The 24,759-nt window shown below is 67.9% G+C and carries 21 protein-coding genes; 15 read left to right on the top strand and 6 right to left on the bottom strand.

Features of this window, described 5'->3' with window-relative positions; genetic code table 11:
• The first annotated feature begins 369 nt into the window (after window positions 1–369).
• From arnB to AC1RB9_RS07130, 8 genes are read left to right on the top strand one after another with little or no spacing between them, the layout of a single operon-like run.
• Window positions 370–1,518 (top strand): UDP-4-amino-4-deoxy-L-arabinose aminotransferase, encoded by a 1,149-nt coding sequence (gene arnB / locus AC1RB9_RS07165; RefSeq protein ID WP_003117513.1) that lies wholly within the window; start codon window positions 370–372, stop codon window positions 1,516–1,518.
• A complete protein-coding gene (gene arnC, locus AC1RB9_RS07160; RefSeq protein ID WP_003092115.1) occupies window positions 1,515–2,534 on the top strand; it encodes an undecaprenyl-phosphate 4-deoxy-4-formamido-L-arabinose transferase in 1,020 nt (339 codons plus the stop codon). Before arnB ends, arnC begins: the two co-directional genes overlap by 4 nt.
• Window positions 2,531–4,519: a bifunctional UDP-4-amino-4-deoxy-L-arabinose formyltransferase/UDP-glucuronic acid oxidase ArnA gene (gene arnA / locus AC1RB9_RS07155; protein WP_003453579.1), complete on the top strand. Its 1,989-nt coding sequence runs from the start codon at window positions 2,531–2,533 to the stop codon at window positions 4,517–4,519. Before arnC ends, arnA begins: the two co-directional genes overlap by 4 nt.
• Window positions 4,516–5,403 carry a 4-deoxy-4-formamido-L-arabinose-phosphoundecaprenol deformylase gene (arnD, locus tag AC1RB9_RS07150; RefSeq protein WP_003112878.1) on the top strand — a complete coding sequence of 296 codons (888 nt, stop codon included), beginning with the start codon at window positions 4,516–4,518 and terminating at the stop codon, window positions 5,401–5,403. Before arnA ends, arnD begins: the two co-directional genes overlap by 4 nt.
• A complete protein-coding gene (arnT, locus tag AC1RB9_RS07145; protein WP_003119538.1) occupies window positions 5,400–7,049 on the top strand; it encodes a lipid IV(A) 4-amino-4-deoxy-L-arabinosyltransferase in 1,650 nt (549 codons plus the stop codon). Before arnD ends, arnT begins: the two co-directional genes overlap by 4 nt.
• Entirely contained in the window at window positions 7,046–7,393 is a 348-nt protein-coding gene (locus tag AC1RB9_RS07140; protein ID WP_003112876.1) for an EamA family transporter, read from the top strand. Before arnT ends, AC1RB9_RS07140 begins: the two co-directional genes overlap by 4 nt.
• Complete coding sequence (arnF, locus tag AC1RB9_RS07135; protein ID WP_003124269.1) at window positions 7,390–7,803, top strand: 4-amino-4-deoxy-L-arabinose-phosphoundecaprenol flippase subunit ArnF; 414 nt, start codon at window positions 7,390–7,392, stop codon at window positions 7,801–7,803. The genes AC1RB9_RS07140 and arnF overlap by 4 nt, the downstream gene beginning before the upstream one ends.
• Entirely contained in the window at window positions 7,800–9,194 is a 1,395-nt protein-coding gene (locus tag AC1RB9_RS07130) for a UDP-glucose 6-dehydrogenase (protein WP_003119536.1), read from the top strand. The genes arnF and AC1RB9_RS07130 overlap by 4 nt, the downstream gene beginning before the upstream one ends.
• A 153-nt stretch (window positions 9,195–9,347) precedes the next feature.
• On the opposite strand, the gene AC1RB9_RS07125 is transcribed toward AC1RB9_RS07130, so the two are convergent.
• The 3 genes from AC1RB9_RS07125 to ptsP are packed head-to-tail and all read right to left on the bottom strand — an operon-like array spanning window position 9,348 to window position 14,921.
• Entirely contained in the window at window positions 9,348–11,105 is a 1,758-nt protein-coding gene (locus AC1RB9_RS07125) for a PTS fructose-like transporter subunit IIB (RefSeq protein ID WP_003107161.1), read from the bottom strand.
• A gap of 1 nt (window position 11,106) precedes the next feature.
• Complete coding sequence (gene pfkB / locus AC1RB9_RS07120) at window positions 11,107–12,051, bottom strand: 1-phosphofructokinase (protein ID WP_003119535.1); 945 nt, start codon at window positions 12,049–12,051, stop codon at window positions 11,107–11,109.
• The gene (ptsP, locus tag AC1RB9_RS07115; protein ID WP_003119534.1) at window positions 12,051–14,921 is read right to left on the bottom strand and encodes a phosphoenolpyruvate--protein phosphotransferase; all 2,871 of its coding nucleotides are present in this window, start codon (window positions 14,919–14,921) and stop codon (window positions 12,051–12,053) included. The genes pfkB and ptsP overlap by 1 nt, the downstream gene beginning before the upstream one ends.
• Window positions 14,922–15,248: 327 nt before the next feature.
• Between ptsP and cra the strand changes: the two genes are divergently transcribed.
• From cra to AC1RB9_RS07090, 5 genes are all read left to right on the top strand, one after another.
• Window positions 15,249–16,238 carry a catabolite repressor/activator gene (gene cra / locus AC1RB9_RS07110; protein WP_003453584.1) on the top strand — a complete coding sequence of 330 codons (990 nt, stop codon included), beginning with the start codon at window positions 15,249–15,251 and terminating at the stop codon, window positions 16,236–16,238.
• 9 nt (window positions 16,239–16,247) lie between these two features.
• On the top strand, window positions 16,248–17,027 hold the full coding sequence (locus tag AC1RB9_RS07105) for a TatD family hydrolase (protein ID WP_003453587.1): 780 nt from the start codon (window positions 16,248–16,250) through the stop codon (window positions 17,025–17,027).
• A gap of 480 nt (window positions 17,028–17,507) precedes the next feature.
• Window positions 17,508–17,723, top strand: coding sequence for a hypothetical protein (locus AC1RB9_RS07100; RefSeq protein ID WP_124123097.1), 216 nt, complete (start codon window positions 17,508–17,510; stop codon window positions 17,721–17,723).
• A complete protein-coding gene (locus tag AC1RB9_RS07095; RefSeq protein WP_176492254.1) occupies window positions 17,720–19,840 on the top strand; it encodes an S-type pyocin domain-containing protein in 2,121 nt (706 codons plus the stop codon). Before AC1RB9_RS07100 ends, AC1RB9_RS07095 begins: the two co-directional genes overlap by 4 nt.
• A gap of 2 nt (window positions 19,841–19,842) precedes the next feature.
• Window positions 19,843–20,115 carry a bacteriocin immunity protein gene (locus AC1RB9_RS07090; protein ID WP_003104361.1) on the top strand — a complete coding sequence of 91 codons (273 nt, stop codon included), beginning with the start codon at window positions 19,843–19,845 and terminating at the stop codon, window positions 20,113–20,115.
• Here the strand turns inward: AC1RB9_RS07090 and AC1RB9_RS07085 are convergent.
• Together AC1RB9_RS07085 and AC1RB9_RS07080 are read right to left on the bottom strand one after the other, a co-directional pair.
• On the bottom strand, window positions 20,102–20,410 hold the full coding sequence (locus tag AC1RB9_RS07085; protein WP_020750605.1) for a hypothetical protein: 309 nt from the start codon (window positions 20,408–20,410) through the stop codon (window positions 20,102–20,104). The genes AC1RB9_RS07090 and AC1RB9_RS07085 overlap by 14 nt on opposite strands.
• On the bottom strand, window positions 20,395–21,315 hold the full coding sequence (locus AC1RB9_RS07080) for a LysR family transcriptional regulator (RefSeq protein ID WP_003092132.1): 921 nt from the start codon (window positions 21,313–21,315) through the stop codon (window positions 20,395–20,397). The genes AC1RB9_RS07085 and AC1RB9_RS07080 overlap by 16 nt, the downstream gene beginning before the upstream one ends.
• 95 nt (window positions 21,316–21,410) lie before the next feature.
• Between AC1RB9_RS07080 and AC1RB9_RS07075 the strand changes: the two genes are divergently transcribed.
• Window positions 21,411–21,704: a putative quinol monooxygenase gene (locus AC1RB9_RS07075; protein ID WP_003104358.1), complete on the top strand. Its 294-nt coding sequence runs from the start codon at window positions 21,411–21,413 to the stop codon at window positions 21,702–21,704.
• Between the two features lie 21 nt (window positions 21,705–21,725).
• Window positions 21,726–22,739 carry a zinc-binding alcohol dehydrogenase family protein gene (locus AC1RB9_RS07070; protein ID WP_003104356.1) on the top strand — a complete coding sequence of 338 codons (1,014 nt, stop codon included), beginning with the start codon at window positions 21,726–21,728 and terminating at the stop codon, window positions 22,737–22,739.
• 57 nt (window positions 22,740–22,796) lie between these two features.
• Here the strand turns inward: AC1RB9_RS07070 and AC1RB9_RS07065 are convergent, their stop codons facing one another.
• A complete protein-coding gene (locus tag AC1RB9_RS07065) occupies window positions 22,797–24,683 on the bottom strand; it encodes a propionyl-CoA synthetase (protein WP_003104354.1) in 1,887 nt (628 codons plus the stop codon).
• Window positions 24,684–24,759 lie beyond the last annotated feature (76 nt).

The raw sequence follows: 24,759 nt of genomic DNA, 5'->3' as shown, positions 1-24,759 counted from the left end.
TGGCGGAGCGATCCGCCAGGGGGTTGTTTTTTTCCGACAACCTACGGGATTGACTTTCCCTGGCCCTCCCCATGTTTCCATGAAGTTTCCGGAATATTCACGGGGAGCGGACATCAAGTATTAATGAACCCTTAAAGAAACAGGACTCGGGTTATTAATAAAAGCCACTCAGAAAACACCCGAGATCCATTCCAACCAACCCTGCAAGCCCCTGAAAACGAGGCTTCCGGCTTTATCCTCCAGTTTCTTCGAGTTCGTTCAGTCTTCATTCAGCCGTTGTTAAGCGAGTCTTAACAAACGTTCAGGCAGCATTCAGCGACATATAAATAACCTCTTCGTACCGCCCTCCCAGTACCGAGGCTTCATTACATGTCACTGGACTTTCTGCCATTCTCCCGGCCAAGCATCGGCGAGGACGAAATCGCCGCCGTGGAGCAGGTCCTGCGTTCCGGCTGGATCACCACCGGGCCGAAGAACCAGGAGCTCGAACAGCGCTTCGCCGAACGCCTCGGCTGCCGCCACGCGGTGGCGCTATCCTCGGCCACCGGCGCCCTGCACGTCACCCTGCTGGCGCTGGGCATCGGCCCCGGCGACGAAGTGATCACGCCGTCGCTGACCTGGGTCTCCACCGCCAACGTCATCACCCTGCTCGGCGCCACCCCGGTGTTCGTCGACGTCGACCGCGACACCCTGATGTGTTCGGCGCAGGCAGTGGAAGCCGCCATCGGCCCGCGCACCCGCGCCATCGTGCCGGTTCACTACGCCGGCTCCACCCTGGATCTCGAAGGCCTGCGCACGGTCGCCGGGCGCCACGGCATCGCCCTGGTCGAGGACGCCGCCCACGCGGTCGGCAGCGAATACCGCGGGCGCCCGGTAGGCTCCCGCGGCACGGCGATCTTTTCCTTCCACGCGATCAAGAACCTGACCTGCGCCGAAGGCGCGATGTTCGTCAGCGACGACAGTGCCCTCGCCGAACGGGTCCGCCGCCTCAAGTTCCACGGCCTCGGGGTCGATGCCTACGACCGCCTGAGCCATGGACGCAAGCCGCAGGCGGAAGTGATCGAGCCCGGTTTCAAATACAACCTGGCCGACCTCAACGCCGCCCTCGCGCTGGTCCAGCTCAAGCGCCTGGACGCGCTCAACGCGCGCCGCCAGGCCCTCGCCGAACGCTACCTGGAGCGCCTCGCCGGCCTGCCGCTGGCGCCGCTCGGCCTGCCCGCGCACAAGCAGCGCCACGCCTGGCACCTGTTCATCCTGCGCATCGACGCCGAGGCCTGCGGCCTGGGCCGCGACGCCTTCATGGAAGCCCTGAAGGTGCGCGGCATCGGTAGCGGCATCCATTTCATCGCCAGTCACCTGCACCACTACTACCGCCAGCGCCAGCCGCGCCTGAGCCTGCCCAACAGCGAGTGGAACTCGGCCCGCCTGTGCTCCATCCCGCTGTTCCCCGACATGCGCGACGACGACATCGAGCGCGTCGCCCGCGCCATCGAGGAGATCCTGGAGAAACGTCGATGAAGCCCTATCCGATCGACCTGGTCTCGGTGGTGATCCCGGTCTACAACGAGGAAGCCAGCCTGCCCGAACTGCTGCGCCGCACCGAGGCCGCCTGCCTGGAGCTGGGCCGCGCCTTCGAGATCGTGCTGGTCGACGACGGCAGCCGCGACCGCTCCGCGGAACTCTTGCAGGCCGCCGCCGAACGCGACGGCAGCGCCGTGGTGGCGGTGATCCTCAACCGCAACTACGGCCAGCACGCGGCGATCCTCGCCGGCTTCGAACAGTCCCGTGGCGACCTGGTGATCACCCTCGATGCCGACCTGCAGAACCCGCCGGAGGAAATCCCGCGCCTGGTGGAGCGCGCCGCGCAGGGCTACGACGTGGTCGGCAGCATCCGCGCCGAGCGCCAGGACTCGGCCTGGCGGCGCTGGCCTTCGCGCCTGGTGAACCTGGCGGTGCAGCGCTCCACCGGGGTCGCCATGCACGACTACGGCTGCATGCTGCGCGCCTACCGGCGCAGCATCGTCGAAGCGATGCTGGCCTGCCGCGAACGCAGTACCTTCATCCCGATCCTGGCCAACGGCTTCGCCCGGCATACCTGCGAGATCCGCGTCGCCCACGCCGAGCGCGCCCACGGCGAATCGAAATACAGCGCGATGCGCCTGCTCAACCTGATGTTCGACCTGGTCACCTGCATGACCACCACGCCGCTGCGCCTGCTCAGCCTGGTCGGCGGCGGCATGGCCCTGGCCGGCTTCCTCTTCGCCCTGTTCCTCCTCGTGCTGCGCCTGGCCTTCGGCGCCGCCTGGGCCGGCAACGGCCTGTTCGTGCTGTTCGCCGTGCTGTTCATGTTCAGCGGCGTGCAGTTGCTCGGCATGGGCCTGCTCGGCGAGTACCTCGGGCGCATGTACAGCGACGTGCGCGCGCGGCCGCGCTTCTTCATCGAGCGCGTGGTCCGCGCAACGCCCTCCGCGCTTCCCTCGGCCCTGCAGCGGGTCGGTTTCACCTCTTCATCCAGCGAGCCTTCCACGCCATGACCTCGAAAGCCGTCGTCTTCGCCTACCACGACATCGGTTGCACCGGTATCGAAGCCCTGCTCAATGCCGGCTACGAGATCGCCGCCGTCTTCACCCATGCCGACGACCCACGGGAAAACACCTTCTACGCCTCGGTCGCACGCCTCTGCGCCGAGCGCGGCATTCCGCTGCACGCGCCCGAGGACTTGAACCATCCGCTGTGGCTGGAGCGCATCCGCCAACTGCGCCCGGACTTCCTGTTCTCCTTCTACTACCGCCGCCTGCTCGGCGCCGAGCTGCTCGCCTGCGCCGCACGCGGCGCCTACAACCTGCACGGTTCGCTGCTGCCGCGCTACCGCGGACGCGCCCCGGCGAACTGGGTGCTGGTCAACGGCGAAACGCAGACCGGGGTGACCCTGCATCGCATGATCGAGCGCGCCGACGCCGGGCCGATCCTCGCCCAGCAGGCCGTCGCCATCGACCCCGAGGACACCGCCCTGAGCCTGCACGGCAAGCTGCGCAAGGCCGCCGGCGCCCTGCTGCGCGACAGCCTGCCGCTGCTCGCCCTCGGCGTGCTGCCGGAAGTCGAGCAGGACGAGAGCCAGGCCAGCCACTTCGGCCGGCGCACCCCGGCGGACGGCCTGCTCGACTGGCACAGGCCGGCACGGCAGTTGTACGACCTGGTGCGCGCGGTGACCCAGCCCTACCCTGGCGCCTTCTGCCAGGTCGGCGAACAGAAGCTGATCGTCTGGAGCGCCGAGGTGGTCGCCGGCAACCACGGCCGCGAGCCGGGCAGCGTACTGTCCTGCGACCCGCTGCGGATCGCCTGCGGCGAGGACTCGCTGGTGCTGCGCTTCGGCCAGCGCGGCGAGCGCGGCCTGTACCTGGCCGGCACGCAACTGGCCACCGAGCTGGGCCTGGTCGAGGGCGCGCGCCTGCGTGGCGCGGCGTCCGGCCCGCAGCGCCGCACGCGGGTGCTGATCCTCGGGGTCAACGGCTTCATCGGCAACCACCTGTCCGAACGCCTGCTGCGCGACGGTCGCTACGAGGTCCACGGCATGGACATCGGCTCCGACGCCATCGAACGGCTCAAGGCCGACCCGCATTTCCACTTCGTCGAAGGCGACATCGGCATCCATTCGGAGTGGCTCGAATACCATGTGAAGAAATGCGACGTGATCCTGCCGCTGGTGGCCATCGCCACGCCCATCGAGTACACGCGCAACCCGCTGCGGGTGTTCGAACTGGACTTCGAGGAAAACCTGCGGATCGTCCGCTACTGCGTGAAATACGGCAAACGCGTGGTGTTCCCTTCCACCTCCGAGGTCTACGGCATGTGCCAGGACCCGGACTTCGACGAAGACCGCTCGAACCTGGTGGTCGGGCCGATCAACAAGCAGCGCTGGATCTACTCGGTGTCCAAGCAGTTGCTCGACCGGGTGATCTGGGCCTACGGCCAGCAGGGCCTGCGCTTCACCCTGTTCCGTCCGTTCAACTGGATGGGCCCGCGCCTGGACCGCCTGGATTCGGCGCGGATCGGCAGCTCGCGGGCGATCACCCAGCTCATCCTGCACCTGGTCGAAGGCACGCCGATCCGCCTGGTCGACGGCGGCGCGCAGAAGCGCTGCTTCACCGACGTCGACGACGGCATCGAGGCCCTCGCGCGGATCATCGACAACCGCGACGGCCGCTGCGACGGGCAGATCGTCAACATCGGCAACCCGGACAACGAGGCGAGCATCCGCCAGCTCGGCGAGGAACTGCTGCGCCAGTTCGAGGCCCACCCGCTGCGCGCGCAGTTCCCGCCCTTCGCCGGCTTCCGCGAGGTGGAGAGCCGCAGCTTCTACGGCGACGGCTACCAGGACGTGGCCCACCGCAAGCCGAGCATCGACAACGCCCGGCGCCTGCTCGACTGGCAGCCCACCATCGAACTGCGCGAGACCATCGGCAAGACCCTCGACTTCTTCCTCCACGAAGCGCTCCGCGAGCGCGAGGCACAGGCGTGATCCAGGCCGGCCTGCGCATCGACGTCGACACCTTCCGCGGCACCCGCGACGGGGTGCCGCGGCTGCTCGAGCTGCTCGACGAAGCCGGGCTGAAGGCGACCTTCTTCTTCAGCGTCGGCCCGGACAACATGGGCCGCCACCTCTGGCGCCTGGCGCGCCCGGCGTTCTTCTGGAAGATGCTCCGCTCGCGCGCCGCCAGCCTGTATGGCTGGGACATCCTGCTGGCCGGCACCGCCTGGCCGGGCAAGCCGATCGGCCGCGAACTCGGCCCGCTGATGCGGCGGACCCAGGCCGCCGGCCACGAGGTCGGCCTGCACGCCTGGGACCACCATGCCTGGCAGACCCACGCCGGCGTCTGGAGCGTGCAGCAGCTCGGCGAGCAGATCCGCCGCGGCAGCGATTGCCTGGCGGACATCCTCGGCCAGCCGGTGCGTTGTTCCGCCGCCGCCGGTTGGCGCGCCGACGGCCGGGTGGTCGAGGCCAAGCAGCCCTTCGGCTTCCGCTACAACAGCGACTGCCGCGGACGCGGCGCGTTCCGCCCGCGCCTGGCCGACGGCAGCCCTGGCATCCCGCAGGTGCCGGTGAACCTGCCGACCTTCGACGAGGTGGTCGGTCCCGGCCTGCCGCGCGAGGCCTACAACGACTTCATCCTGGAACGCTTCGCCGCTGGCCGCGACAACGTCTACACCATCCACGCCGAGGTCGAGGGGCTGCTCCTCGCCCCGGCGTTCCGCGAACTGCTGCGGCGCGCCGAACGGCGCGGCATCCGCTTCCGCCCGTTGGGCGAACTGCTGCCGGACGATCCGCGCAGCCTGCCGCTGGCCGAACTGGTGCGCGGTCGCCTGGCCGGCCGCGAGGGCTGGCTGGGAGTGCGCCAGCCATGAGCCGCCGCCAGACCTGTTCGCTGCTGCTGATCGCCTTCGGCCTGTTCTACCTGGTTCCATTGAGCAACCATGGCCTGTGGATTCCCGACGAGACCCGCTACGCGCAGATCAGCCAGGCGATGCTGCTGGGCGGCGACTGGGTGTCGCCGCACTTCCTCGGCCTGCGCTACTTCGAGAAGCCGGTCGCCGGCTACTGGATGATCGCCCTCGGCCAGGCGGTCTTCGGCGAAAACCTGTTCGGCGTGCGCATCGCCTCGGTCGTCGCCACCGCCCTCAGCGTCCTGCTCGCCTACCTGCTGGCCCGCCGCCTGTGGCGCGACCCACGCACCAGCCTGGCGTGCGCGCTGCTCTACGCCAGCTTCGGCTTGATCGCCGGGCAGTCCGGCTATGCCAACCTCGACCCGCAATTCACCTTCTGGGTCAACCTGAGCCTGGTGGCGCTGTGGCATGCCCTCGACGCGGGGAGCCGCCGCGCGCGCCTGCTCGGCTGGACCCTGCTCGGCCTCGCCTGCGGCATGGGCTTCCTGACCAAGGGCTTCCTCGCCTGGCTGCTGCCGGTGCTGGTCGCCCTGCCCTACATGCTCTGGCAGCGGCGCTGGCGCGAGCTGCTTGGCTACGGCGCGCTGGCGGTGCTGGCGGCGCTGCTCGTCTGCCTGCCCTGGGCGCTCGCCGTGCATGCGCGGGAAGCGGACTACTGGCGGTTCTTCTTCTGGCACGAACACATCCGCCGCTTCGCCGGCGAAGACGCCCAGCACTCTCGCCCGTGGTGGTTCTACCTGCCGTTGCTGGCGGTCTCCTGCCTGCCCTGGAGCGGCCTGCTGCCGAGCGCGCTGCGCCAGGCCTGGCACGAGCGGCGCCAGGCGCCGGTGGTCTTCCTGGCGCTATGGCTGCTGTTGCCGCTGGCGTTCTTCAGCCTGAGCCGGGGCAAGCTGCCGACCTACATCATGCCCTGCCTGCTGCCGCTGGCACTGCTCATGGGCCACGTCCTGGTGCAGCGGCTGCGCCTGGGGAACAGCGTCGCGCTGCGCGGCAACGGGCTGCTCAACCTGGGCCTGGCGCTCCTCGCGCTGGCGGCCCTGGCCTACCTGCAACTGCGCAAGCCGGTGTACCAGGAAGAACCCTTCGAGCTGTTCCTGGTCCTGCTGGTGATCGGCGCCTGGGCCGCCGCCGGCCTCGCCCAGTGGCGCTACCCGCTACGCGCCTGGGCCGCGCCGCTGCTGGCGAGCTGGGTGCTGATCGCGCTGCTGCCGGCAGCGATGCCCAACCATGTGGTGCAGAACAAGACCCCCGACCTGTTCGTCGCCGAACACATCGACGAACTGACCGGCGCCCGCCATCTGCTGAGCAACGACCTCGGCGCCGCCTCGGCCCTCGCCTGGCGCCTGCGTCGTAGCGACGTGACGCTCTACGACACGCGCGGCGAGCTGAAGTACGGCCTCTCCTACCCCGAGCACAGCCAGCGCAGCGTGCCCTTGGCAGACATCCGCCAGTGGCTCTGGCAGGCACGCCAGGACGGCTCGGTTGCCGTGCTGCTGCGGATCAACAGCGCCAGCGACCGCTACCAGCTGGCGCTGTTGCCGGGCGACGGCGAACGCTACCGGAACGGCAACCTGGTCCTGGCGATCCTGCCGCAGGTGCGCCCATGAGCGCCGCGCTGCTGCTCGCCACCCTGCTCATGACCGGCCTCGGCCAGGTTGCGCAGAAGCTCACCGTGGAGCACTGGCGCCTGGTCGCCGCCGACGGCTGGACGGCGCGCCTGCGCAGTCCGTGGCCGTGGCTGGCGCTGCTCGCCCTCGGGCTCGGCCTGCTCTGCTGGCTGCTGCTCCTGCAACGGGTGGAAGTCGGCAGCGCCTATCCGATGCTGGCGCTGAACTTCGTCCTGGTCACCCTGGCGGCACGCTTCGTCTTCGATGAGCCGGTGGATCGCCGCCACCTCGCCGGCCTGTTGCTGATCGTCGCCGGCGTGGCCCTGCTCGGGAGGAGCGCATGAACGCGCTACGCGGCTGGCTGGCGGCGCTGGGCAGCATGCTGCTGGCCAGCGCCGCCCAGCTCGGCATGCGCTGGGGCATGAGCCGCCTGCCGCTACCGGAAGCCTGGGCCGGGCAAACGCCGGAGCGCGCCGCGCTGCTCGCGGTAGCCCTGGCGGTGGCAGCCTACGCCGCCTCCCTGCTGTGCTGGCTGGCCGCCCTGCGCCACCTGCCGCTGGGCCGCGCCTACAGCCTGTTGAGCGCCAGCTACGCGCTGGTCTACCTGCTGGCGGCGAGCCTGCCGGCGTTCGATGAAACCTTCAGTACCAGCAAGACCCTGGGCGTAGGCCTGGTGGTGCTCGGCGTGTTGACCGTCAACGCCCGCCGCACCGCTGCCGCGCCCGCGCATCATCCGTCGAGGAAAGCACCATGAAGATCAGCGTATTCGGCAGTGGCTATGTAGGACTGGTGCAGGCCGCCGTCCTCGCCGAAGTGGGCCACGATGTACTGTGCATGGACATCGACCGGAACAAGGTCGAACGCCTCGCGCAGGGCCTCGCCAGCATCTACGAACCCGGGCTCGACGCCTTGCTGCGCGAAGGCCTGGACAGCGGCCGCCTGCGTTTCAGCAGCGATGCGCGCCTGGCCGTGGAACACGGCCGGGTGCAGTTCATCGCGGTCGGCACCCCGCCTGGCGAGGACGGCGCGGCCGATCTCGGCGCGGTCTTCGCGGTGGCCGATGCCATCGCCGAGCATCGCCGCAAGCCCGTCATCGTGGTGGAGAAATCGACCGTCCCGGTAGGCACCGGCGACCGCCTGCGCGCGCACATCGAGCGGCGCCTGGAAGCCGACGGACGCGAGCTGGAATTCGAGATCGTCTCCAACCCGGAATTCCTCAAGGAAGGCTCCGCCGTCGCCGACTGCCGGCGCCCGGACCGCATCGTGGTCGGCTGCGACAACGAAGAGGTGCGCCAGGTGATGCGCGAACTCTACGAGCCGTTCAACCGCAACCACGACCGCATGCTGTTCATGGGCCTGCGCAGCGCCGAACTGACCAAGTACGCGGCGAACGGCATGCTGGCGACCAAGATCAGCTTCATCAACCAGATCGCCGAACTGGCCGAACACCTCGGTGCCGACATCGAGGCGGTGCGCCAGGGCATCGGCGCCGACCCGCGGATCGGCTACCACTTCATCTACCCCGGCTGCGGCTACGGCGGCTCCTGCTTCCCCAAGGACATGCGCGCGCTGATCCACAGCGCCGAGCAGGCGCATTGCTCCAGCGACCTGTTGCAGGCAGTGGAAGCGATCAACCGGCGGCAGAAGCTCAAGTTGTTCGAACGCATCCGGGTGTTCTACGACGGCGACCTGCGCGGCAAGACCTTCGCCCTCTGGGGCCTGGCCTTCAAGCCGAACACCGACGACATGCGCGACGCGCCCAGCCGCGAACTGATGGAAGCGCTCTGGCGCCACGGCGCGCAGGTGCGCGCCTACGATCCCGAAGCCATGCAGGAAACCCAGCGGCTCTATGGCCACGACGAACGCCTGAGCCTGATGGGCACCCCCGAGGCGACCCTGGGAGGCGCCGATGCGCTGGTCATCTGCACCGAGTGGCAGCAATTCAAGGCACCGGATTTCGAGCTGCTCAAGGAGCGCCTGAAGGCCCCGGTGATCTTCGACGGGCGCAACCTCTACGACCCCGAGCGCATGGCCCGCCACGGCTTCCACTACTACCCGATGGGACGCGGGCAGTCCTGCTCGTTGCCGATCAACGAGGCCAGCCTCGCACAGGAAGATGGCATGCGCCTGTTGCGCCAGGCCTGAGGCCGCCCCAGGTCGGATCGACCGCTGGGGCGAATAACCGCTTGCGGTTATCCGCCGGTTCTCCGGAGTCTCGGCGGATAACGCCTGCGGCGTTATTCGCCCTACCCTCTGCCACGTAGCTCAGGTGGCGTAGGGCGCATGACCGCCTCGCGGCTATCCGCCAGCCGCCGGCTCCCGCGAGGACGAGGTCCCCAACGCCAGTCCCGGCTCGGCGCCGCGCTTGAGCACGGCGTAGAGCAGCCCGGTAAGCAGGCTGCCGGCGACGATCGCCAGCAGGTACGCCAGGGCGTGGTTGATCGCGTTGGGCACCAGCATCACGAACAACCCGCCGTGAGGCGCCTGCAACTTGCAGCCGAAATACATCGACAGGGCGCCGGTCAGCGCGCCGCCGGCGATGCTCGCCGGGATCACCCGCAACGGGTCCTTGGCGGCGAACGGGATGGCGCCTTCGGAGATGAAGCACAGCCCCAGCACCGAGGCTGCCTTGCCGGCCTGCCGCTCGCTCTCGGCGAACTTGCGCCGCGCCAGCAGGGTCGCCAGGCCCATGCCGATCGGCGGCACCATGCCCGCCGCCATCACCGCCGCCATCGGCGCGTAGCTGTGCGACGAGAGCAGGCCGACGGAAAAGGCGTAGGCGGCCTTGTTGACCGGTCCGCCGAGGTCGACGCACATCATCCCGCCGAGCAGCAGGCCGAGGAGGATGGCATTGGAGGTACCCATGCCGTCGAGGAACCCGGTCAGTGCCGCGAGCATCCCGGCCACCGGCTTGCCGACCACGTAGAGCATCAGCAGGCCGGTGACCAGGCTGGCCAGCAACGGGATGACCAGGATCGGCTTCAGCGCTTCCAGGCTCGCCGGCAGCCTCAGCCCGTGGCTGATGGCCCGCGCCGCATAGCCGGCGATGAAGCCGGCGACTATCCCGCCGATGAACCCGGCGCCGAGGGTCCCGGCGAGCAGGCCGCCGAGCATGCCCGGCGCCAGGCCCGGGCGGTCGGCGATGGAATAGGCGATGTAGCCGGCGAGCATCGGCACCATCAGGACGAAAGCCGTGTCGCCGACCGTCCTCAGCACCGCCGCCAGGCTGCCCGGCTGCTTGTAGGCATCGATGCCGAAGGCCAGCGACAGGGCGATCAGCAGGCCGCCCGCGACCACCATCGGCAACATGAACGACACCCCGGTCAGCAGGTGCTTGTACACCCCGCGCTTCTCGTCCCTGGCGACCACCGCGCTGGCTGCGCCCGCGCTCTCGACCTGCCCTTCCGCCAGCGCCCGCTCGAGCGTCGCGCGGGCCTGCTTGAGGGCCACGCCGGTGCCGCAACGGTAGATCTTCTTGCCGGCGAAACGGGCCGTGTCCACGTCGATGTCGGCGGCCAGCAGGACCACGTCGGCGGCGGCGATGTCCGCCGGGTCGAGCGGGTTGCGCGCGCCGACCGAGCCCTGGGTCTCGACCTGCAACGCGAAGCCCAGTTGCCCCGCCGCGAGCTGCAACGCCTCGGCGGCCATGAAGGTGTGCGCCACGCCGGTCGGACAGGCGGTCACCGCGACGATCCGCGGTGCCGCTCCGGCCTCCGGCGCAACCAGGCCGGCCTCGTCCCCGGCGACCTCCACGCTCGCCAGGGCGGCGGCCCGCTGGAGGAAGGCGCGCGGATCGGCCAGCGCCTCGGCGGGACGCGCGCGATACACCGGCTTGCCGACGAAACGCGCCGCCGCCAGCGGCTCGACGCCGACCAGCAGGACCCAGTCGGCTTCGGCGATCTGTTCGGCGCTCAGTTCGCCCTCGGGCCTCGACCCGGCATTCGCCTCGACGCAGGTTTCCCAGCCCAGGCGCTCGGCGGCGCCCCGCAGCAGGCGCGCGGCGAGCACGCTGGTGACCTGTCCGCCAGGGCAGGCGGTGACGATCGCTAGTTTCATCTCAGGCCTCCTCGACCAATGGCTGCACCACGACGCCCGCTTCGATCCGCGCCAGGCGCTGCGGATCGCCGATGCCGAACTCGAACTGGGTCACCGCCAGGCTGGCGATGGCGGTGGCCTGACGCAGCACCCGCTCGGCCGGCCAGCCGCTGGCCAGGCCGTGCAGCATGCCGGCCAGCAGGGAATCGCCGGCGCCCACCGTGCTGGCCACTTCCACCGCCGGCGGCCGCGCCTGCCAGGCACCCTCGGCGGCGAACCAGTTGACCCCCGCGGCGCCCTGGGAAATCACCACCTGGCCTACCCCGTCCTGGCGCAGGCGTTCGGCCGCCTGGCGCTGTGCGGCCAGGTCGTCCATCGGCGCCGAGCAGAGGTCGGCCAGTTCCTCGAGGTTAGGCTTGATCATCCACGGCGCAGCCTTCACACCTTCGCGCAGGGCCGCGCCACTGCTGTCGAAGGCGACCTTCAGGCCGAGGCGCCGCAAGCGCCGCAGCAGTTCGCCCAGCCATTCCGGCTCGACCCCGCGCGGCAGGCTGCCGGCGACCACCGCCAGCTCGTGCTCCCCGGCAAGCCGGTCGAGGCGTTCGAGCAACGCCGCCTGGGCTCGCTCGTCGGCCTCCGGGCCCGGCCCGTTGAGGTCGCTGACGCGCCCGCCGCGCTCGGCCAGCTTGATGTTGCTGCGGGTTTCGCCCGGCACCCGGACGAACGCATCGGCGAAGCCACGACGCTGGAACATGGCGGTGAACGGCGGCTGGTTGTCTTCGCCGAGGAAGCCGCTGACCGTCAACCGATGGCCGAGGTCGGCAAGCACCTGGGCGACGTTCAGACCCTTGCCGGCGGCCTGGGTCAGCACCGCCTCGCTGCGGTTAACCGCCCCCAGTTCCAGCTGGCGCAGGCGCACGGTGAGGTCCAGCGCCGGGTTCAGGGTAATCGTCAGGATCCGCGCCATTACTGCACCTCCGCTTCCACCAGGGCCCGGACCTCGGCGGCGCTCGCCAGGCCCAGGGCTTTGCGGGCCAGGCCGCGCGCAGCGACCAGCTGCAGTTCGCGCACGCCGGCCTTGACCAGGGCGATGCTGCGCGCCGAGACGCTCAGCTCGTCCACTCCCAGGCCGACCAGCAGCGGCAACGCCAGCGGGTCGGCCGCCAGTTCGCCGCAGACGCCGACCCACTTGCCCTCGGCGTGGGCGGCGCGGACGGTCATGTCGATCAGTTGCAGCACCGCCGGATGCAGACCGTCGGCCTGGGCCGAAAGACTCGGGTGGCCGCGATCGATAGCCAGGGTGTACTGGGTCAGGTCGTTGGTGCCGACGCTGAAGAAGTCCACCTCGCGGGCCAGCACCGGCGCGAGCAACGCCGCAGAGGGCACCTCGACCATGATCCCCAGTTGCAGGTCGGCCAGCGGGATTTCCTCGCGCAGGCGCAGCGCCAGGTCACGCGCCTGGCGCCATTCGTCGAGGCTGCCGACCATCGGGAACATCACCCGCAGCGGCCGCTCCCCGGCGGCGCGGAACAGCGCGCGCAACTGGGTCTCGAGGATCTGCGGTCGCTGCAGGGTCAAGCGGATACCGCGCAGGCCCAGATAGGGATTCTCTTCGTGGGGAATCGGCCAGTACGGCAGCGGCTTGTCCCCGCCGACATCCAGGGTCCGCGCCACCAGCGGACGTCCGTCGAGGGCGTCGAGCACCCGACGGTATTCCGCTTCCTGGGTCGCCAGGTCCGGCGCGCGGGCGTTGTTCATGAAGACGAACTCGGTGCGCAGCAGGCCAACGCCCTCGGCGCCCAGCTCCACCGCGCGCGCGGCGCCGGCGGTGTCGCCAAGGTTGGCGCAGACTTCCACCGCGTGGCCATCGCGGGTCCGCGCAGGCTCCAGCCGCTGCGCGTCGGCGCGGGCCTGGCGCTGCTGGCGGGCGTCGCGCTCGGCGGCGGCCTGCTGCAACTGTTCGGTGCTCGGCGCCACCTGCAGCCAGCCGTGCTCGCCATCCAGCAGCAGTGCCGTGCCCGGCTCCAGGCCGAGCACCGCCGCGCCGGCGCCGACCAATGCCGGAATGCCGAGGGCGCGGGCGATGATCGCGCTGTGCGAAGTGGCGCCGCCGCGCGCCGTGAGGATGCCGGCGACCCGCTGGGCGTCGAGGCGGGCGACATCGGAGGGGCCGACCTCGTCCATCACCAGGATGTACGGCTGCTCCGGCTCGCGCGGCGCCTCCACCCCGCAGAGCCTGGCCAGCACCCGCCGGCCGAGGTCGCGGAGGTCGGCGGCGCGCTCGGCGAGCAGCGCGTCGTGCAGCGCCTCCTGTTGCGCCGCGCTGTCTTCCACCACCCGACTCCAGGCCGCTTCGGCGCTTTCGCCGCGATTCAGGCGCAGTTGCACCTGCTCGGCCAGTTCCGGATCGTCGAGCATCTCCCGGTGGGTGACGAAAATCTCGCGGATCGCCTTCACCGTGCTGCGTTCGACCAGGCCGACGATCTCCTCGTCCACCGCCCGCTTGGCCCGCAGCAGGCGCTCGCGTTCATGGGCCGGCGACTCGCCGCGCGGCTGGAACTCGAAGCGCTGCGCCACCTGGACATGCGCCGGACCACTGGCGATGCCCGGCGACGCGGCGATTGCCTGCAGGCGCTCGCCGGCGCGCAGCGGCGCCGGCCGGGCATCCTCTTCCGCCTCGCCGACGGCATCGGGCAAGGCCTCCTCCGCCAGCGCTTCGACCTCCTCGCCGAGCCCCTCGCGCACCGCGGCCAGCAAGGCTGGCAGCGCGTCCTCGGCGATCGCCGGCTCGGCGCTGAACTCCAGCGTCTGGCCGCGTCGCGCGCCGAGGGCGAGCAGCTTGCTCAGGCTCTTCGCCGAGACGGGGGCCGCCTCGCTGTCGGCCAGGCGTACCCGGATCTCGCCGGCGAAGCCCTTGGCCAGCTGCGCCAGCGCCTGCGCCGGGCGGGCATGCAGGCCATGCGGGTTGGCCAGGACTGCTCGCGCGCTGGGCCAGTCCGGCGGCAGCTCGCCACCGAGCGCCGCGAGTACGCTGCGGCTGCTGGTGGCGCGCACCAGCTCGGCGCCACGCCCTTCCAGCAACAGGTCGCACAGGCGTTCGAGCAGCGCCTGGTGCGCTTCGCCCAGGCTGGCCAGGCAGAACAGCCCGGTGACCAGTTGCCCCTGGTGCTGCAACGGTTGCGCCGGAGTGACGAAGGCCAGCCCGGGGCGCTTCACCAATTGTTCGCTGTGCAACCAGCACAGCCCGTCGCCCAGCGGCAACGGTTCGGTCTGCTGGAGCACGGCGGCGAAGCCGTTCTCCACGCAGCCGGCCTTCTTCAACAGGCGCGCGCCGAGCCAGGCCAGTTCGTCGAGGTCCTCGGCGTTCTGGCCGAGGCCGACCAGTTGTGCGTCCAGCGCCAGTTCCTGCGGCGCGCCCTGCAACAGGCCGAGGACTTCCTCGGCGCTGGCGGCCGCGCTCAGCGCCGGTCCCAGGTCGGCCTCGCCGAGGGCGCGGGTGAGCAATTGCAGGAGCTGCAGGTGTTCGTCGGACTTCGCCGCGATGCCGATGGCCAGGTAGACCTGCTGGCCATCGCCCCAGTCCACTCCCTCGGGGAATTGCAGCAGGCGCACACCGGTGCTGAAGACCAGCTCGCGGGTATCCGGGGTCCCATGGGGTATGGCGATGCCCTGGCCGAGGTAGGTGGAGCCTTGTGCCTCGCGCGCCTTCAGGCCCTCGGCATAGCCGGGCGCGGCCAGGCCGTCGGCGACCAGCGCCGCGCCGAGCAGGCGCAGGGCTTCGGCCTTGTCCGCGGCGCGCTGGCCCATGCGGATCTGCCGGGTATCGAGTTCGAGCATGGAAACCTCCTCAGGAGCGAACGGCTCCCCGTCTCACGTCCGGATCGTCCCGCCGCGCCGAGGCGCGGGCGCGGGATGTGCCGGCGGTAGCGGAAAGCGGCTCGCGGGAGCCTTCCGTACAGCCTGGGGCGGTGATCCGCTTGTTGTCATTGACCTGCCATAGCGTAGGCGGCGCCGCGTTCGGGCTGCGCGAGGCAGCCTGGGGCAGGGGGCGCCGGCTTCGCCGGAATCTTTTGCTGAATCGATTCACTTAATTAAATTGGCACGTTACCCGATAATGATTGATCCTTGAAGCCCAACTTGTCGTCGCCTCCAGTAGAGATCGGTTTGAAACTCAGTGATATCGCCCGCCTGGCCGGGGTCTCGGTGACCACCGCCAGCTACGTCATCAATGGCAAGGCCGCCCAGCGGCGCATCAGCGCCGCCACCGTCGAGCGCGTGCTTGCCGTGGTCGAGGAACACGGCTACCAGCCGGACCAGCAGGCCGCCGGCCTGCGCCGCGGGCAGACCCGCACCCTCGGCTTCATCCTCCCGGACCTGGAAAACCCCAGCTACGCCCGCCTCGCCAAGCAACTCGAACAAGGCGCCCGGGCGCGCGGCTACCAGTTGCTGATCGCCTGCTCCGACGACGAGCCGGAGACCGAGCGCCAGGTGGTCAACCTGTTCCGCGCGCGCCGCTGCGACGCGCTGATCGTCGCCAGTTGCCTGCCGGCCGGGGATGATACCCATGCCCGGCTGGTCGCCGAAGGCCTGCCGGTGGTGGCCATCGACCGCCAGCTCGACCCGCAGCGCTTCGCCTCGGTGATCAGCGACGACCAGGACGCCGCGCGCCGCCTCACCGAAACCCTGTTGCAACCGGCGCCGCGCCATATCGCCCTGCTCGGCGCGCGGGCGGACCTGATCATCAGCCACGACCGCGCCGCCGGCTTCCGCCAGGCGCTGAAGGACTTCCGCGGCGAGGTCATCGTCGAGCATGCCGAGGTGTTCAGCCGCGAGTGCGGACGCCGCCTCATGGAACAGTTGCTCGAACGCCTGGGCTACCTGCCCGACGCCCTGGTGACCACTGCCTATGTACTCCTCGAAGGCGTCTTCGACGTGTTCCAGGCGCGCGCCGACGGTTGGCCCGAGAGCTTGCGGGTGGCGACCTTCGGCGACACCCAGTTGCTCGACTTCGTGCCGCTGAAGGTCAACTCGATCTACCAGCAGCATGCGTTGATCGCCGCCAACGCCCTCGAACTGGCGCTCCGCGCGGTCGAGGAGAACGATTACCGGCCGGGCCTGCACGCCGTCCCCCGGCAACTCAAGCTGCGCAACTGAGCCGCCGCCATGCGCCTGGTCGACACCCACAACCACCTCGACTTCCCGGACTTCGACGCCGACCGCGCCGCGCTGCTGCAACGCAGCCGCGCGCTGGGCGTCGAGCGCCAGGTGGTGCTCGGCGTCTACCGCGAGAACTGGCAACGGGTCTGGGACCTGGCGCAGGCCGAGGATGGCCTGTACGCGGCGCTCGGCCTGCACCCCGTCTACCTGGCACGGCACCGCCCGCAGCACCTGGACGACCTGCGCCAGTGGCTGCAACGCCTGCGCGGCGAAACCAAGCTCTGCGCGGTCGGCGAGATCGGCCTGGACTACTACCTGGAACATCTCGACCGCGACGCCCAGCAGGCGCTGTTCGAGGCCCAACTGCGGCTGGCCGCGGAATTCCGCCTGCCGGCGCTGATCCACGTGCGCCGCGCCCACGCGGCGACCATCGCCACCCTCAAGCGCATCCGCCTGGAGCGCCGTGGCATCATCCATGCCTTCGCCGGCAGCCGCGAGGAAGCCCGCGAGTACCTCAAGCTCGGCTTCCGCCTCGGCCTCGGCGGCGCGCCGACCTGGCCGCAGGCCAACCGCCTGCGCAAAGTGGCGGCGGAGCTGCCGGCCGACGCCATCGTGCTGGAAACCGATGCGCCGGACATGGCGCCATCGATGCACCCCGGCCAGCGCAACAGTCCGGAGCACCTGCCGGACATCTGCCGCGCCCTCGCCAAGCTGCGCGGGGTCGACGCCGAGGAACTGGCGGCGAGCAGCAGCCGCAACGCCGCCGAGCTGTTCGGCTGGGACTGATCAAGCGTCGCGCAGGAGTTAAACATCCCAGTTGCGCCCTTACCATTGCTGCAGCGCCAGGGCCTCGCACAGGCGCTCGTGGGGGACGATAGCTAGCAAAGACAAGATCGTACGCTAAGCGTGCAGCCTGCCAGTGAGGCCCTAGAGGTAGCAGGCGAGGCGTCAGAAAATGCATGGATAAACCCTACCCTGACATTGCCCAGCCGCTCTGACGCCCAGTTAGGGCGTAGCCCAATTTGACATCGCGAGAACTTAGGATGCGGCAGCGCCAAGCTAACTCGGTAACGATGAAAGCGAATACACGGCTACTGCGACAGCAAGAGGAGATATTGTAGTTTATTTTCGTGTATCGCTCGTGCATTAAAGCTTATTCATGGTCACTATCTTTAATGCTCCGCAGCAAACCCGAAGAATCCCAATTGCCTACCAGGCAGGTAGTAAAAGCAAGTTCTCTTTACGGGGATTCTTAAGGAAAATATCATGAGCGACGTTTTTGACCTTGGAAGCATGACCACAGTAGCAACCGCTACTGGTCAGTACTCTTTCTACACACCTCCGCCACCCACCCCTATCCCATACCTTACCTATATCGCCCGTCCCGGCATAAATAAATTTGATCTTCCTGAAGGGGCAAAAATCAAGGATCTTATCAGCGATACCAATATGAAAGGTCTCAAGTCCCCGCTGCGATCATGATTCGTGGTGTACAGGAAGAGATCAAAAAATCCACGAACACTGCCTTGGCCAATGTGGGATCGATTGTCGATGGCGAACTGGCGTATCTTGCTAGCCAGAAAAAGGAAAAATTAAATCCTACCGGGGCGACACCCTTGCAGATGGCCACTGCTGAAAAGGCCGCGGCGGTGGAACTGCTTGCGTCCAAACAGAAGGAACTGGCTGACGCACGAACCATTGCAAATGCATTCTTTGGCTATGACCCTCTCACGGTCAATTATGTCAATGTAATGAATGAAATCTACGGCCGCCGCGAAGATAAAGATTTCAGTTTCGACAACTGGTCGAAGTCTTATTCAGCCGCACAAAAGATCCGCTTGATCGAAGCGGAAATCAGCGTCCTCAATAGCCGCTCCTCCGCCCTGGATGGCAAGGTCGCCGAACTGACCCGGCTTCAGCGGCTGGAGGACGCACAGCGCGCCGCAGAGGCCGCCCGGCAGACGGAAGCGGAGCGCTTAGCGCAAGAGCAACGTCAAGCTGAAGCCCGACGGCAGGCCGAAGAGGCTCGTCGCCAGGCCGAGGCTCAGCAACAAGCCGAACTGCAACGCTTGGCCGAAGCAGAGGCCAAGCGAGTCGCAGAGGCGGAGAAAAAGCGTCAAGACGAAATCAATGCGCGGCTTCAGGCCATTGTCGTATCGGAAAGTGAGGCCAAGCGCATCGAGGAAATCTACAAGCGTCTGGAAGAACAGGACATAATCAGCAACCCCACCGTCACTACACCTCCCGCAGTCGATGCCGGCTCTCGGGTCGATGACGCACTCACCCATACCGGAACCCGTGTGACCTCTGGAGGAGAAACTGGAGCAACGGGCGGTTCCGGTCGGGATGTTGATACGGGTACTGGACAAGGAGGCATCACGGCGCGCCCGGTCGATGTCAGCAGTGTTTCAATCCCTGACCGGCGTGACCCGAAAATTCCCGACCAGCCAAGGAGGGATCTTGGCGCGTTGGTTCCTACTTTTCCCGACTTCCCCACCTTCCCTAGTTTTCCAGGCGTCGGCGTACCGGTAGCGCCCAAACCTCTGGCCCCGGCAGGGGGTGGTGCCGCCAGCGTTTCCAGGACTCTCAAGACCGCAGTGGATTTGCTTTCGGTGGCTCGCAAGCCCCCTGGTGCAATGTTGGGTCAGGTAGCCGCTGTCATCGCCACTATGGCGGTCAGTTCCTTCTGGCCGAAACTGAACAATGGTGAACGGCAGGCCTCCTTTGCCATTCCGGTTGCGGAACTGTCTCCGCCCCTGGCGGTTGACTGGCAAGCCATTGCCGCCGCCAAAGGAACGGTGGACCTACCTTACCGGCTGAAAACCCTCAATGTCGATAGGTCGATTCAAATCATCGCCGTACCCACCGAGCCGGGTAGTGCGGCGGTCCCCGTCAGGGCGCTGACTCTGGACTCCGCCTCGGGGACCTACAAATACACGACTACCGGCCCTGGCGGCGGCACCATCCTAGTCACCCCGGATACTCCACCTGGCCAGATCGATCCGTCGTCTTCGACACCCGCAGTGCCCCATGGCCCGCTGATCATGCCCGGCACACTGCTGATTCCGAAGGAACCGCAGATCGAGTCCTATCCAGAACTCGAACAACGGGAGTTCAACGACGGGATCTACGTCTACCCGGAAGACAGCGGTATTCCGCCACTCTATATTGTTTATCGGGATCCGCGGGATGAGCCCGGCGTTGCTACCGGTAATGGCCAGCCGGTCACTGGGAACTGGCTGGCCGGCGCCTCACAGGGTAACGGAGTACCGATTCCGAGCCAAATCGCCGATCAGTTGCGCGGCAAGGAATTCAAGAGTTGGCGAGACTTTCGGGAGCAGTTTTGGATGGCCGTTAGCAAAGACCCATCAGTTCTCGAAAACCTCTCCCCCAGTAATAGGTACTTTGTCAGTCAGGGCCTTGCTCCTTATGCTGTGCCAGAGGAGCATCTGGGTAGCAAAGAAAAGTTTGAGATTCACCATGTAGTCCCTCTGGAAAGCGGCGGCGCTCTTTACAATACAGACAATCTTGTTATCGTCACTCCGAAACGCCACAGCGAAATTCATAAAGAACTGAAATTTAAACGTAAGGAGAAATAATAATGGATATTAAAAATAACCTTGCCGATTATACTGAAAGTGAGTTCCTGGAGATCATTGAAGAGTTCTTCAAGAACAAATCAGGACTAAAGGGTAGTGAGCTAGAAAAGAGAATGGATAAACTGGTCAAGCACTTCGAGGAAGTTACTTCTCACCCACGAAAGAGTGGGGTAATTTTCCATCCGAAACCTGGCTTTGAAACGCCCGAAGGCATAGTGAAAGAAGTCAAAGAGTGGCGTGCCGCCAACGGCCTCCCTGGCTTCAAGGCTGGCTAATTAGCCACCAACAAGCCCCGTTCCGACGGGGCTTGTTTTTTGAGAGACTTTCCTTATTTTTCTGGACGCTACTGACTCTAGCCCTGACGAGTCCATTTAATTGGCTTGCAGAGTTTTCGGCGGTTTCGGCTTGCGCCCCAGGCTGACTCATTGAAGAGCATATTCTCAGGCTCACAGAAACCTTAGCGTAGGATTTTTCCGAATTCTGCGGTTTCCCCTCGTGCAAGCGCGCGGCGCTGTCCACGTCCGCCAGCTCGATGGCCAGGCTCGCCGCCCGGTTCAGTTCCTCGTCCATGGAGCCTCCGCCAGCAATGCGTCGCAACGCTCGCGCACGAACGCGCGCAAGAGGGTCACCGGACGGGTCAACTGGGCGCGGTGGGTACACAAGAGGTTCATCGGCGTCGCTTCGCCCTGCCACTCCGGCAGCAGCAGGCGCAGGCGCCCGGCGCGCACGTCCTCGGCCACGTCCAGCCAGGACTTGTAGACCAGCCCCTTGCCGGCCAGGGCCCAGCGCCGCACCACGTCGGCGTCGTCGCAGACCCGGTCGCCGGCGACCGTCAGGGTCAGGCTGCGGCGGCCCCGCTGGAACGCCCAGCGGTCGTGTACCCGGCCGCCGAGTTGGTAGAGCAGGCAATTGTGCTCGCGCAGGTCGTCCGGCTGGCGCGGCTCGCCGCGCTCCGCCAGGTAGCCCGGCGCGGCGCAGAGCACTCGCCGGTTGTCCGGCGCCAGCGGCAGGGCGACCAGGCTGGAGTCGGCCGGTGCGCCGTAGCGGATCGCCACGTCCACCGGTTGCCGGTAGAGATCGGTCACCCGGTCGCCGAGCAGCAGGCGCAGGCTCAGTTGCGGATAGCGCGCCTGGAACTCGTCGAGCCATGGCAGCAGCAGGTTGCGGCCGAAGTCGGAGGGCGCGGAAAGCTGCAGTACCCCGGCGATCTGGTCCTTGCCGCCCTGCAGCAACCGGCGCCCCTCCTCCAGGCTGCGCAACGAGGCGCGGGCATGCAGGAGGAACGCGTCGCCCTCGGGAGTCAGGCGCAGGCTGCGGGTGGAGCGGGCGAACAGGCGTACCTCCAGCTCGCTTTCCAGGCGCTTCAGCGCCGCGCTGGCCACCGCCGGGGAAATCTCCAACTGGCGCGCGGCGGCGGACAACGAGCCGCTGTCGCTGGTGTGGACGAACACCTGGAGGTCGTCGTAACGCAGCATTTTCAAGATTCCTTTGAAAGAGTCTTCCCTGATAGCCTGTTTTTCAGCGATTTGAAATAGCCCATCCTGACTCCGCCCCATCGAAGGAACCCACCATGAGCACACCCCTCACCCTGATCGCCACCATCACCGCCGCCCCCGGCCACGCCGAGGCCCTGGAACGCGAATTGCGCGCCCTGGTCGCCCCGTCGCGCGCCGAGGCTGGTTGCCTGCAGTACGACCTGCACCAGGACCGCCACGACTCCCACCTGTTCTACATGATCGAGCAGTGGCGCGACGACGCCGCCCTGGAGCGGCACCAGAACACCGAACACTTCCTGCGCTTCAGCCGCGGCAACGAAGCCCTGCTGCAGAACGTGAAGATCGACCAACTCTATCGCCTCGCCTGAGGCCCGTTTCCCGGAGTTCCCATGAAAGCTGTCGGTTACTACCAATCCCTGCCCATCGACCATCCCGACGCCCTGCTCGACCTCGAACTGCCCGAGCCCACGCCGGGCCCGCGCGACCTGCTGGTGGAGGTCCGCGCCATCTCGGTCAACCCGGTGGATACCAAGGTCCGCCAGCGCGCCCAGCCGGAAGCCGGCCAGGCCAAGGTGCTGGGCTGGGACGCGGCGGGCGTGGTGCGCGCGGTCGGCAGCGAGGTCAGCCTGTTCCGTCCTGGCGATCGGGTCTGGTACGCCGGGGACATCACCCGCCCCGGTAGCAACAGCGAGCTGCATCGGGTCGACGAGCGCATTGCCGGGCACCTGCCGAAAAGCCTCGACTTCGCCCAGGCCGCGGCCCTGCCGCTGACCACCATCACTGCCTGGGAACTGCTCTTCGAGCGCTTGCAGATCGCCGAAGGCAAGGCCGACCAGGGCCAGAGCCTGCTGGTGGTCGGTGCCGCCGGCGGGGTCGGTTCGATCCTGGTCCAACTGGCCCGGCAACTGACCGGCCTGAACGTGATCGGCACCGCTTCGCGCGCAGAGACCCAGGCCTGGGTCCGCGACCTCGGCGCGCACCATGTGATCGACCACGGCAAGCCGCTGGCCGAAGAGCTGAAGCGGATCGGTGTCGCCGAGGTCAGCCACGTCGCCAGCCTGACCCACACCGACCAGCACCTCGAACAGATCGTCGCCGCGCTGCGCCCGCAAGGCCGCCTGGCGCTGATCGACGACCCGGCGTCGCTGGACATCGGCAAGCTGAAGCAGAAGAGCCTGTCGCTGCACTGGGAGTTCATGTACACCCGCTCGATGTTCCAGACCGACGACATGATCGAGCAGCACCGGCTGCTGGAGCGGGTCGCCGGGCTGATCGACGAAGGCGTGTTGAAGACCACCGTCGGCGAGCATTTCGGCCGCATCGACGCGGCCAACCTGCGCCGCGCCCACGCGCTGCTGGAGAGCGGCCGGGCCAAGGGCAAGATCGTTCTCGAAGGGTTCTGAACGGCAGGACCACGGGGCGCGGCGTTTTCCACCCTACCGCCGTGCCCCTGGCCTTTGCTATCCCGCCTTGCGCACCCTCAGCGCAGCCTCGATCTCGCCAAGGATCGTCGGGTCGTCGATGGTCGATGGCGCCGCGTAGTCCTCGCCATCGGCGATCTTGCGCAGCACCGCGCGGAGGATCTTCCCGGAGCGGGTCTTCGGCAGCCGCTTGACCACCACCACCCGCTGGAAGCAGGCCAGCGCGCCGATCTGTTCGCGGACCAGCGCCACCAGCTCGCGCTGCAGTTGCTCGGCGGCGATCCCGGCATCGTCCTTGAGCACCACCAGGCCCAGCGGCACGTGGCCCTTGAGTTCGTCCCGCACGCCGATCACCGCGCACTCGGCAACCGCCTGGTGCTGCGCCACGCGTTCCTCCATCTCGCCGGTGGAGAGGCGATGCCCGGAAACGTTTATCACGTCGTCGGTGCGCCCCATGATGTAGACGAAGCCGTCCTCGTCGAGATAGCCGCCGTCGCCGGTGTGGTAGTAGCCGGGATAGTTGCCCAGGTAGGCCTGCAGGTAGCGCGGGTGGTCGCCCCAGAGGGTCTGTGCGCAGCCCGGCGGCAACGGCAGGGCGATGACGATCGCGCCCTGGCGGTTCGCTCCCAGCGGCCGGCCTTCGTCGTCCAGCACCTGCACGTGGTAGCCGGGCACCGCGCGGTTGGTCGAGCCGGCCCGCAGGTCGTGGCCGGCGATCCCGATGCAGGGCGCGGTCACCGGCCAGCCGGTCTCGGTCTGCCACCAATGGTCGTGGACCGGCCGCCCGGTGTGCTCCTCCAGCCAGTGCTGGGTGCTGCTGTCGAGCTTCTCGCCGGCCAGGAACAGGTGGCGCAGCGAACCCAGGTCGTAGCGCTTCACCCGTTCGCCATGCGGGTCTTCCTTGCGGATCGCGCGGATCGCCGTCGGCGCGCAGAACAGGCTGTTCACCCTGTGCTCTTCGATCACCCGCCAGTAGGCGCCGGCGTCCGGCGTGCGCACCGGCTTGCCTTCGTAGAACACCGTGGTACAGCCGCACATCAGCGGGCCGTAGACGATCAGCGAGTGGCCGACCACCCAGCCGACGTCGGAGATCCCCCACCAGACGTCGCCGGCCTGCATGCCGTAGATAGTGCGGACCGCGTAGCGCACCGCGACCGCGTGGCCACCGTTGTCGCGGACGATGCCCTTGGGCTTACCGGTGGTGCCCGAGGTGTACATGATGTACAGCGGATCACCGCTGGCCACCGGCAGCGGATCGGCCGGCTCGGCGGCGGCGAGGCAGTCCTGCCAGTCCAGGTCGCGGCCCGGGTGCAGGCGCGCGGGCGCCTGCGGGCGTTGCCAGACCATGACGTGGGCAGGCTGGTGGATCGCCAGTTCGAGGGCCTTGTCCACCAGCGGCTTGTATTCGATCACCCGATCGAACTCCAGCCCGCAGGAAGCGGTGAGCACCAGCTTCGGCGTGGCGTCGTCGATGCGCAGGGCCAGCTCGTAGGGAGCGAAGCCACCGAACACCACCGAATGCACCGCGCCCAGGCGCGCGCAGGCGAGCATCGCCATGGCCGCCTGCGGCACCATCGGCATGTAGATGATCACCCGGTCACCCTTGCCGACCCCGAGGGCCCGCAGGGCGCCGGCCAGGCGCGCCACTTCGTCGCGCAGCCGCAGGTAGCTGTAGCGGTCCTGGGTACCGGTCACCGGCGAGTCGTAGATCAGCGCGGTCTGTTCGCCGCGCCCCTCCTCGATCTGCCGGTCGAGGGCCAGGTAGGCGCTGTTCAGACGGCCATCGGCGAACCAGCGATGGGTGCCGTCGGGCAGGCTTTCGAGGATGTTCGCGGGCGCCTGGTACCAGGCCAGGGAACGGGCCTGTTCGGCCCAGAACGCGGCCGGCTCGGCGATCGAGCGGGCGTGCTGCTGCAGGTACGTCATGTTCCAGCCCTCTGATTGTTCTTATTAGGGATGAAGCAGTGAGTGAGCCTTGGAGTATGGGCGGGCGCCGGGCACC

The sequence above is a fragment of the Pseudomonas sp. 20-5 genome (genome assembly GCF_056782835.1).
The sequence above is the reverse complement of the archived record's forward strand: the minus strand, read 5'-3'. Positions and strand labels throughout refer to the sequence as shown.

Coding starts and splice junctions, on each gene's coding strand:
- AC1RB9_RS07070 (WP_003104356.1), top strand. CDS start 21,726: ATGAAAGCTGTCGGTTACTACCAATCCCTGCCCATCGACCATCCCGAC.
- AC1RB9_RS07095 (WP_176492254.1), top strand. CDS start 17,720: ATGATTCGTGGTGTACAGGAAGAGATCAAAAAATCCACGAACACTGCC.
- AC1RB9_RS07080 (WP_003092132.1), bottom strand. CDS start 21,315: ATGCTGCGTTACGACGACCTCCAGGTGTTCGTCCACACCAGCGACAGC.
- AC1RB9_RS07085 (WP_020750605.1), bottom strand. CDS start 20,410: ATGGACGAGGAACTGAACCGGGCGGCGAGCCTGGCCATCGAGCTGGCG.
- AC1RB9_RS07090 (WP_003104361.1), top strand. CDS start 19,843: ATGGATATTAAAAATAACCTTGCCGATTATACTGAAAGTGAGTTCCTG.
- arnA (WP_003453579.1), top strand. CDS start 2,531: ATGACCTCGAAAGCCGTCGTCTTCGCCTACCACGACATCGGTTGCACC.
- arnT (WP_003119538.1), top strand. CDS start 5,400: ATGAGCCGCCGCCAGACCTGTTCGCTGCTGCTGATCGCCTTCGGCCTG.
- ptsP (WP_003119534.1), bottom strand. CDS start 14,921: ATGCTCGAACTCGATACCCGGCAGATCCGCATGGGCCAGCGCGCCGCG.
- AC1RB9_RS07140 (WP_003112876.1), top strand. CDS start 7,046: ATGAGCGCCGCGCTGCTGCTCGCCACCCTGCTCATGACCGGCCTCGGC.
- pfkB (WP_003119535.1), bottom strand. CDS start 12,051: ATGGCGCGGATCCTGACGATTACCCTGAACCCGGCGCTGGACCTCACC.
- AC1RB9_RS07065 (WP_003104354.1), bottom strand. CDS start 24,683: ATGACGTACCTGCAGCAGCACGCCCGCTCGATCGCCGAGCCGGCCGCG.
- arnB (WP_003117513.1), top strand. CDS start 370: ATGTCACTGGACTTTCTGCCATTCTCCCGGCCAAGCATCGGCGAGGAC.
- AC1RB9_RS07105 (WP_003453587.1), top strand. CDS start 16,248: ATGCGCCTGGTCGACACCCACAACCACCTCGACTTCCCGGACTTCGAC.
- AC1RB9_RS07075 (WP_003104358.1), top strand. CDS start 21,411: ATGAGCACACCCCTCACCCTGATCGCCACCATCACCGCCGCCCCCGGC.
- arnF (WP_003124269.1), top strand. CDS start 7,390: ATGAACGCGCTACGCGGCTGGCTGGCGGCGCTGGGCAGCATGCTGCTG.
- AC1RB9_RS07130 (WP_003119536.1), top strand. CDS start 7,800: ATGAAGATCAGCGTATTCGGCAGTGGCTATGTAGGACTGGTGCAGGCC.
- AC1RB9_RS07125 (WP_003107161.1), bottom strand. CDS start 11,105: ATGAAACTAGCGATCGTCACCGCCTGCCCTGGCGGACAGGTCACCAGC.
- AC1RB9_RS07100 (WP_124123097.1), top strand. CDS start 17,508: ATGAGCGACGTTTTTGACCTTGGAAGCATGACCACAGTAGCAACCGCT.
- arnC (WP_003092115.1), top strand. CDS start 1,515: ATGAAGCCCTATCCGATCGACCTGGTCTCGGTGGTGATCCCGGTCTAC.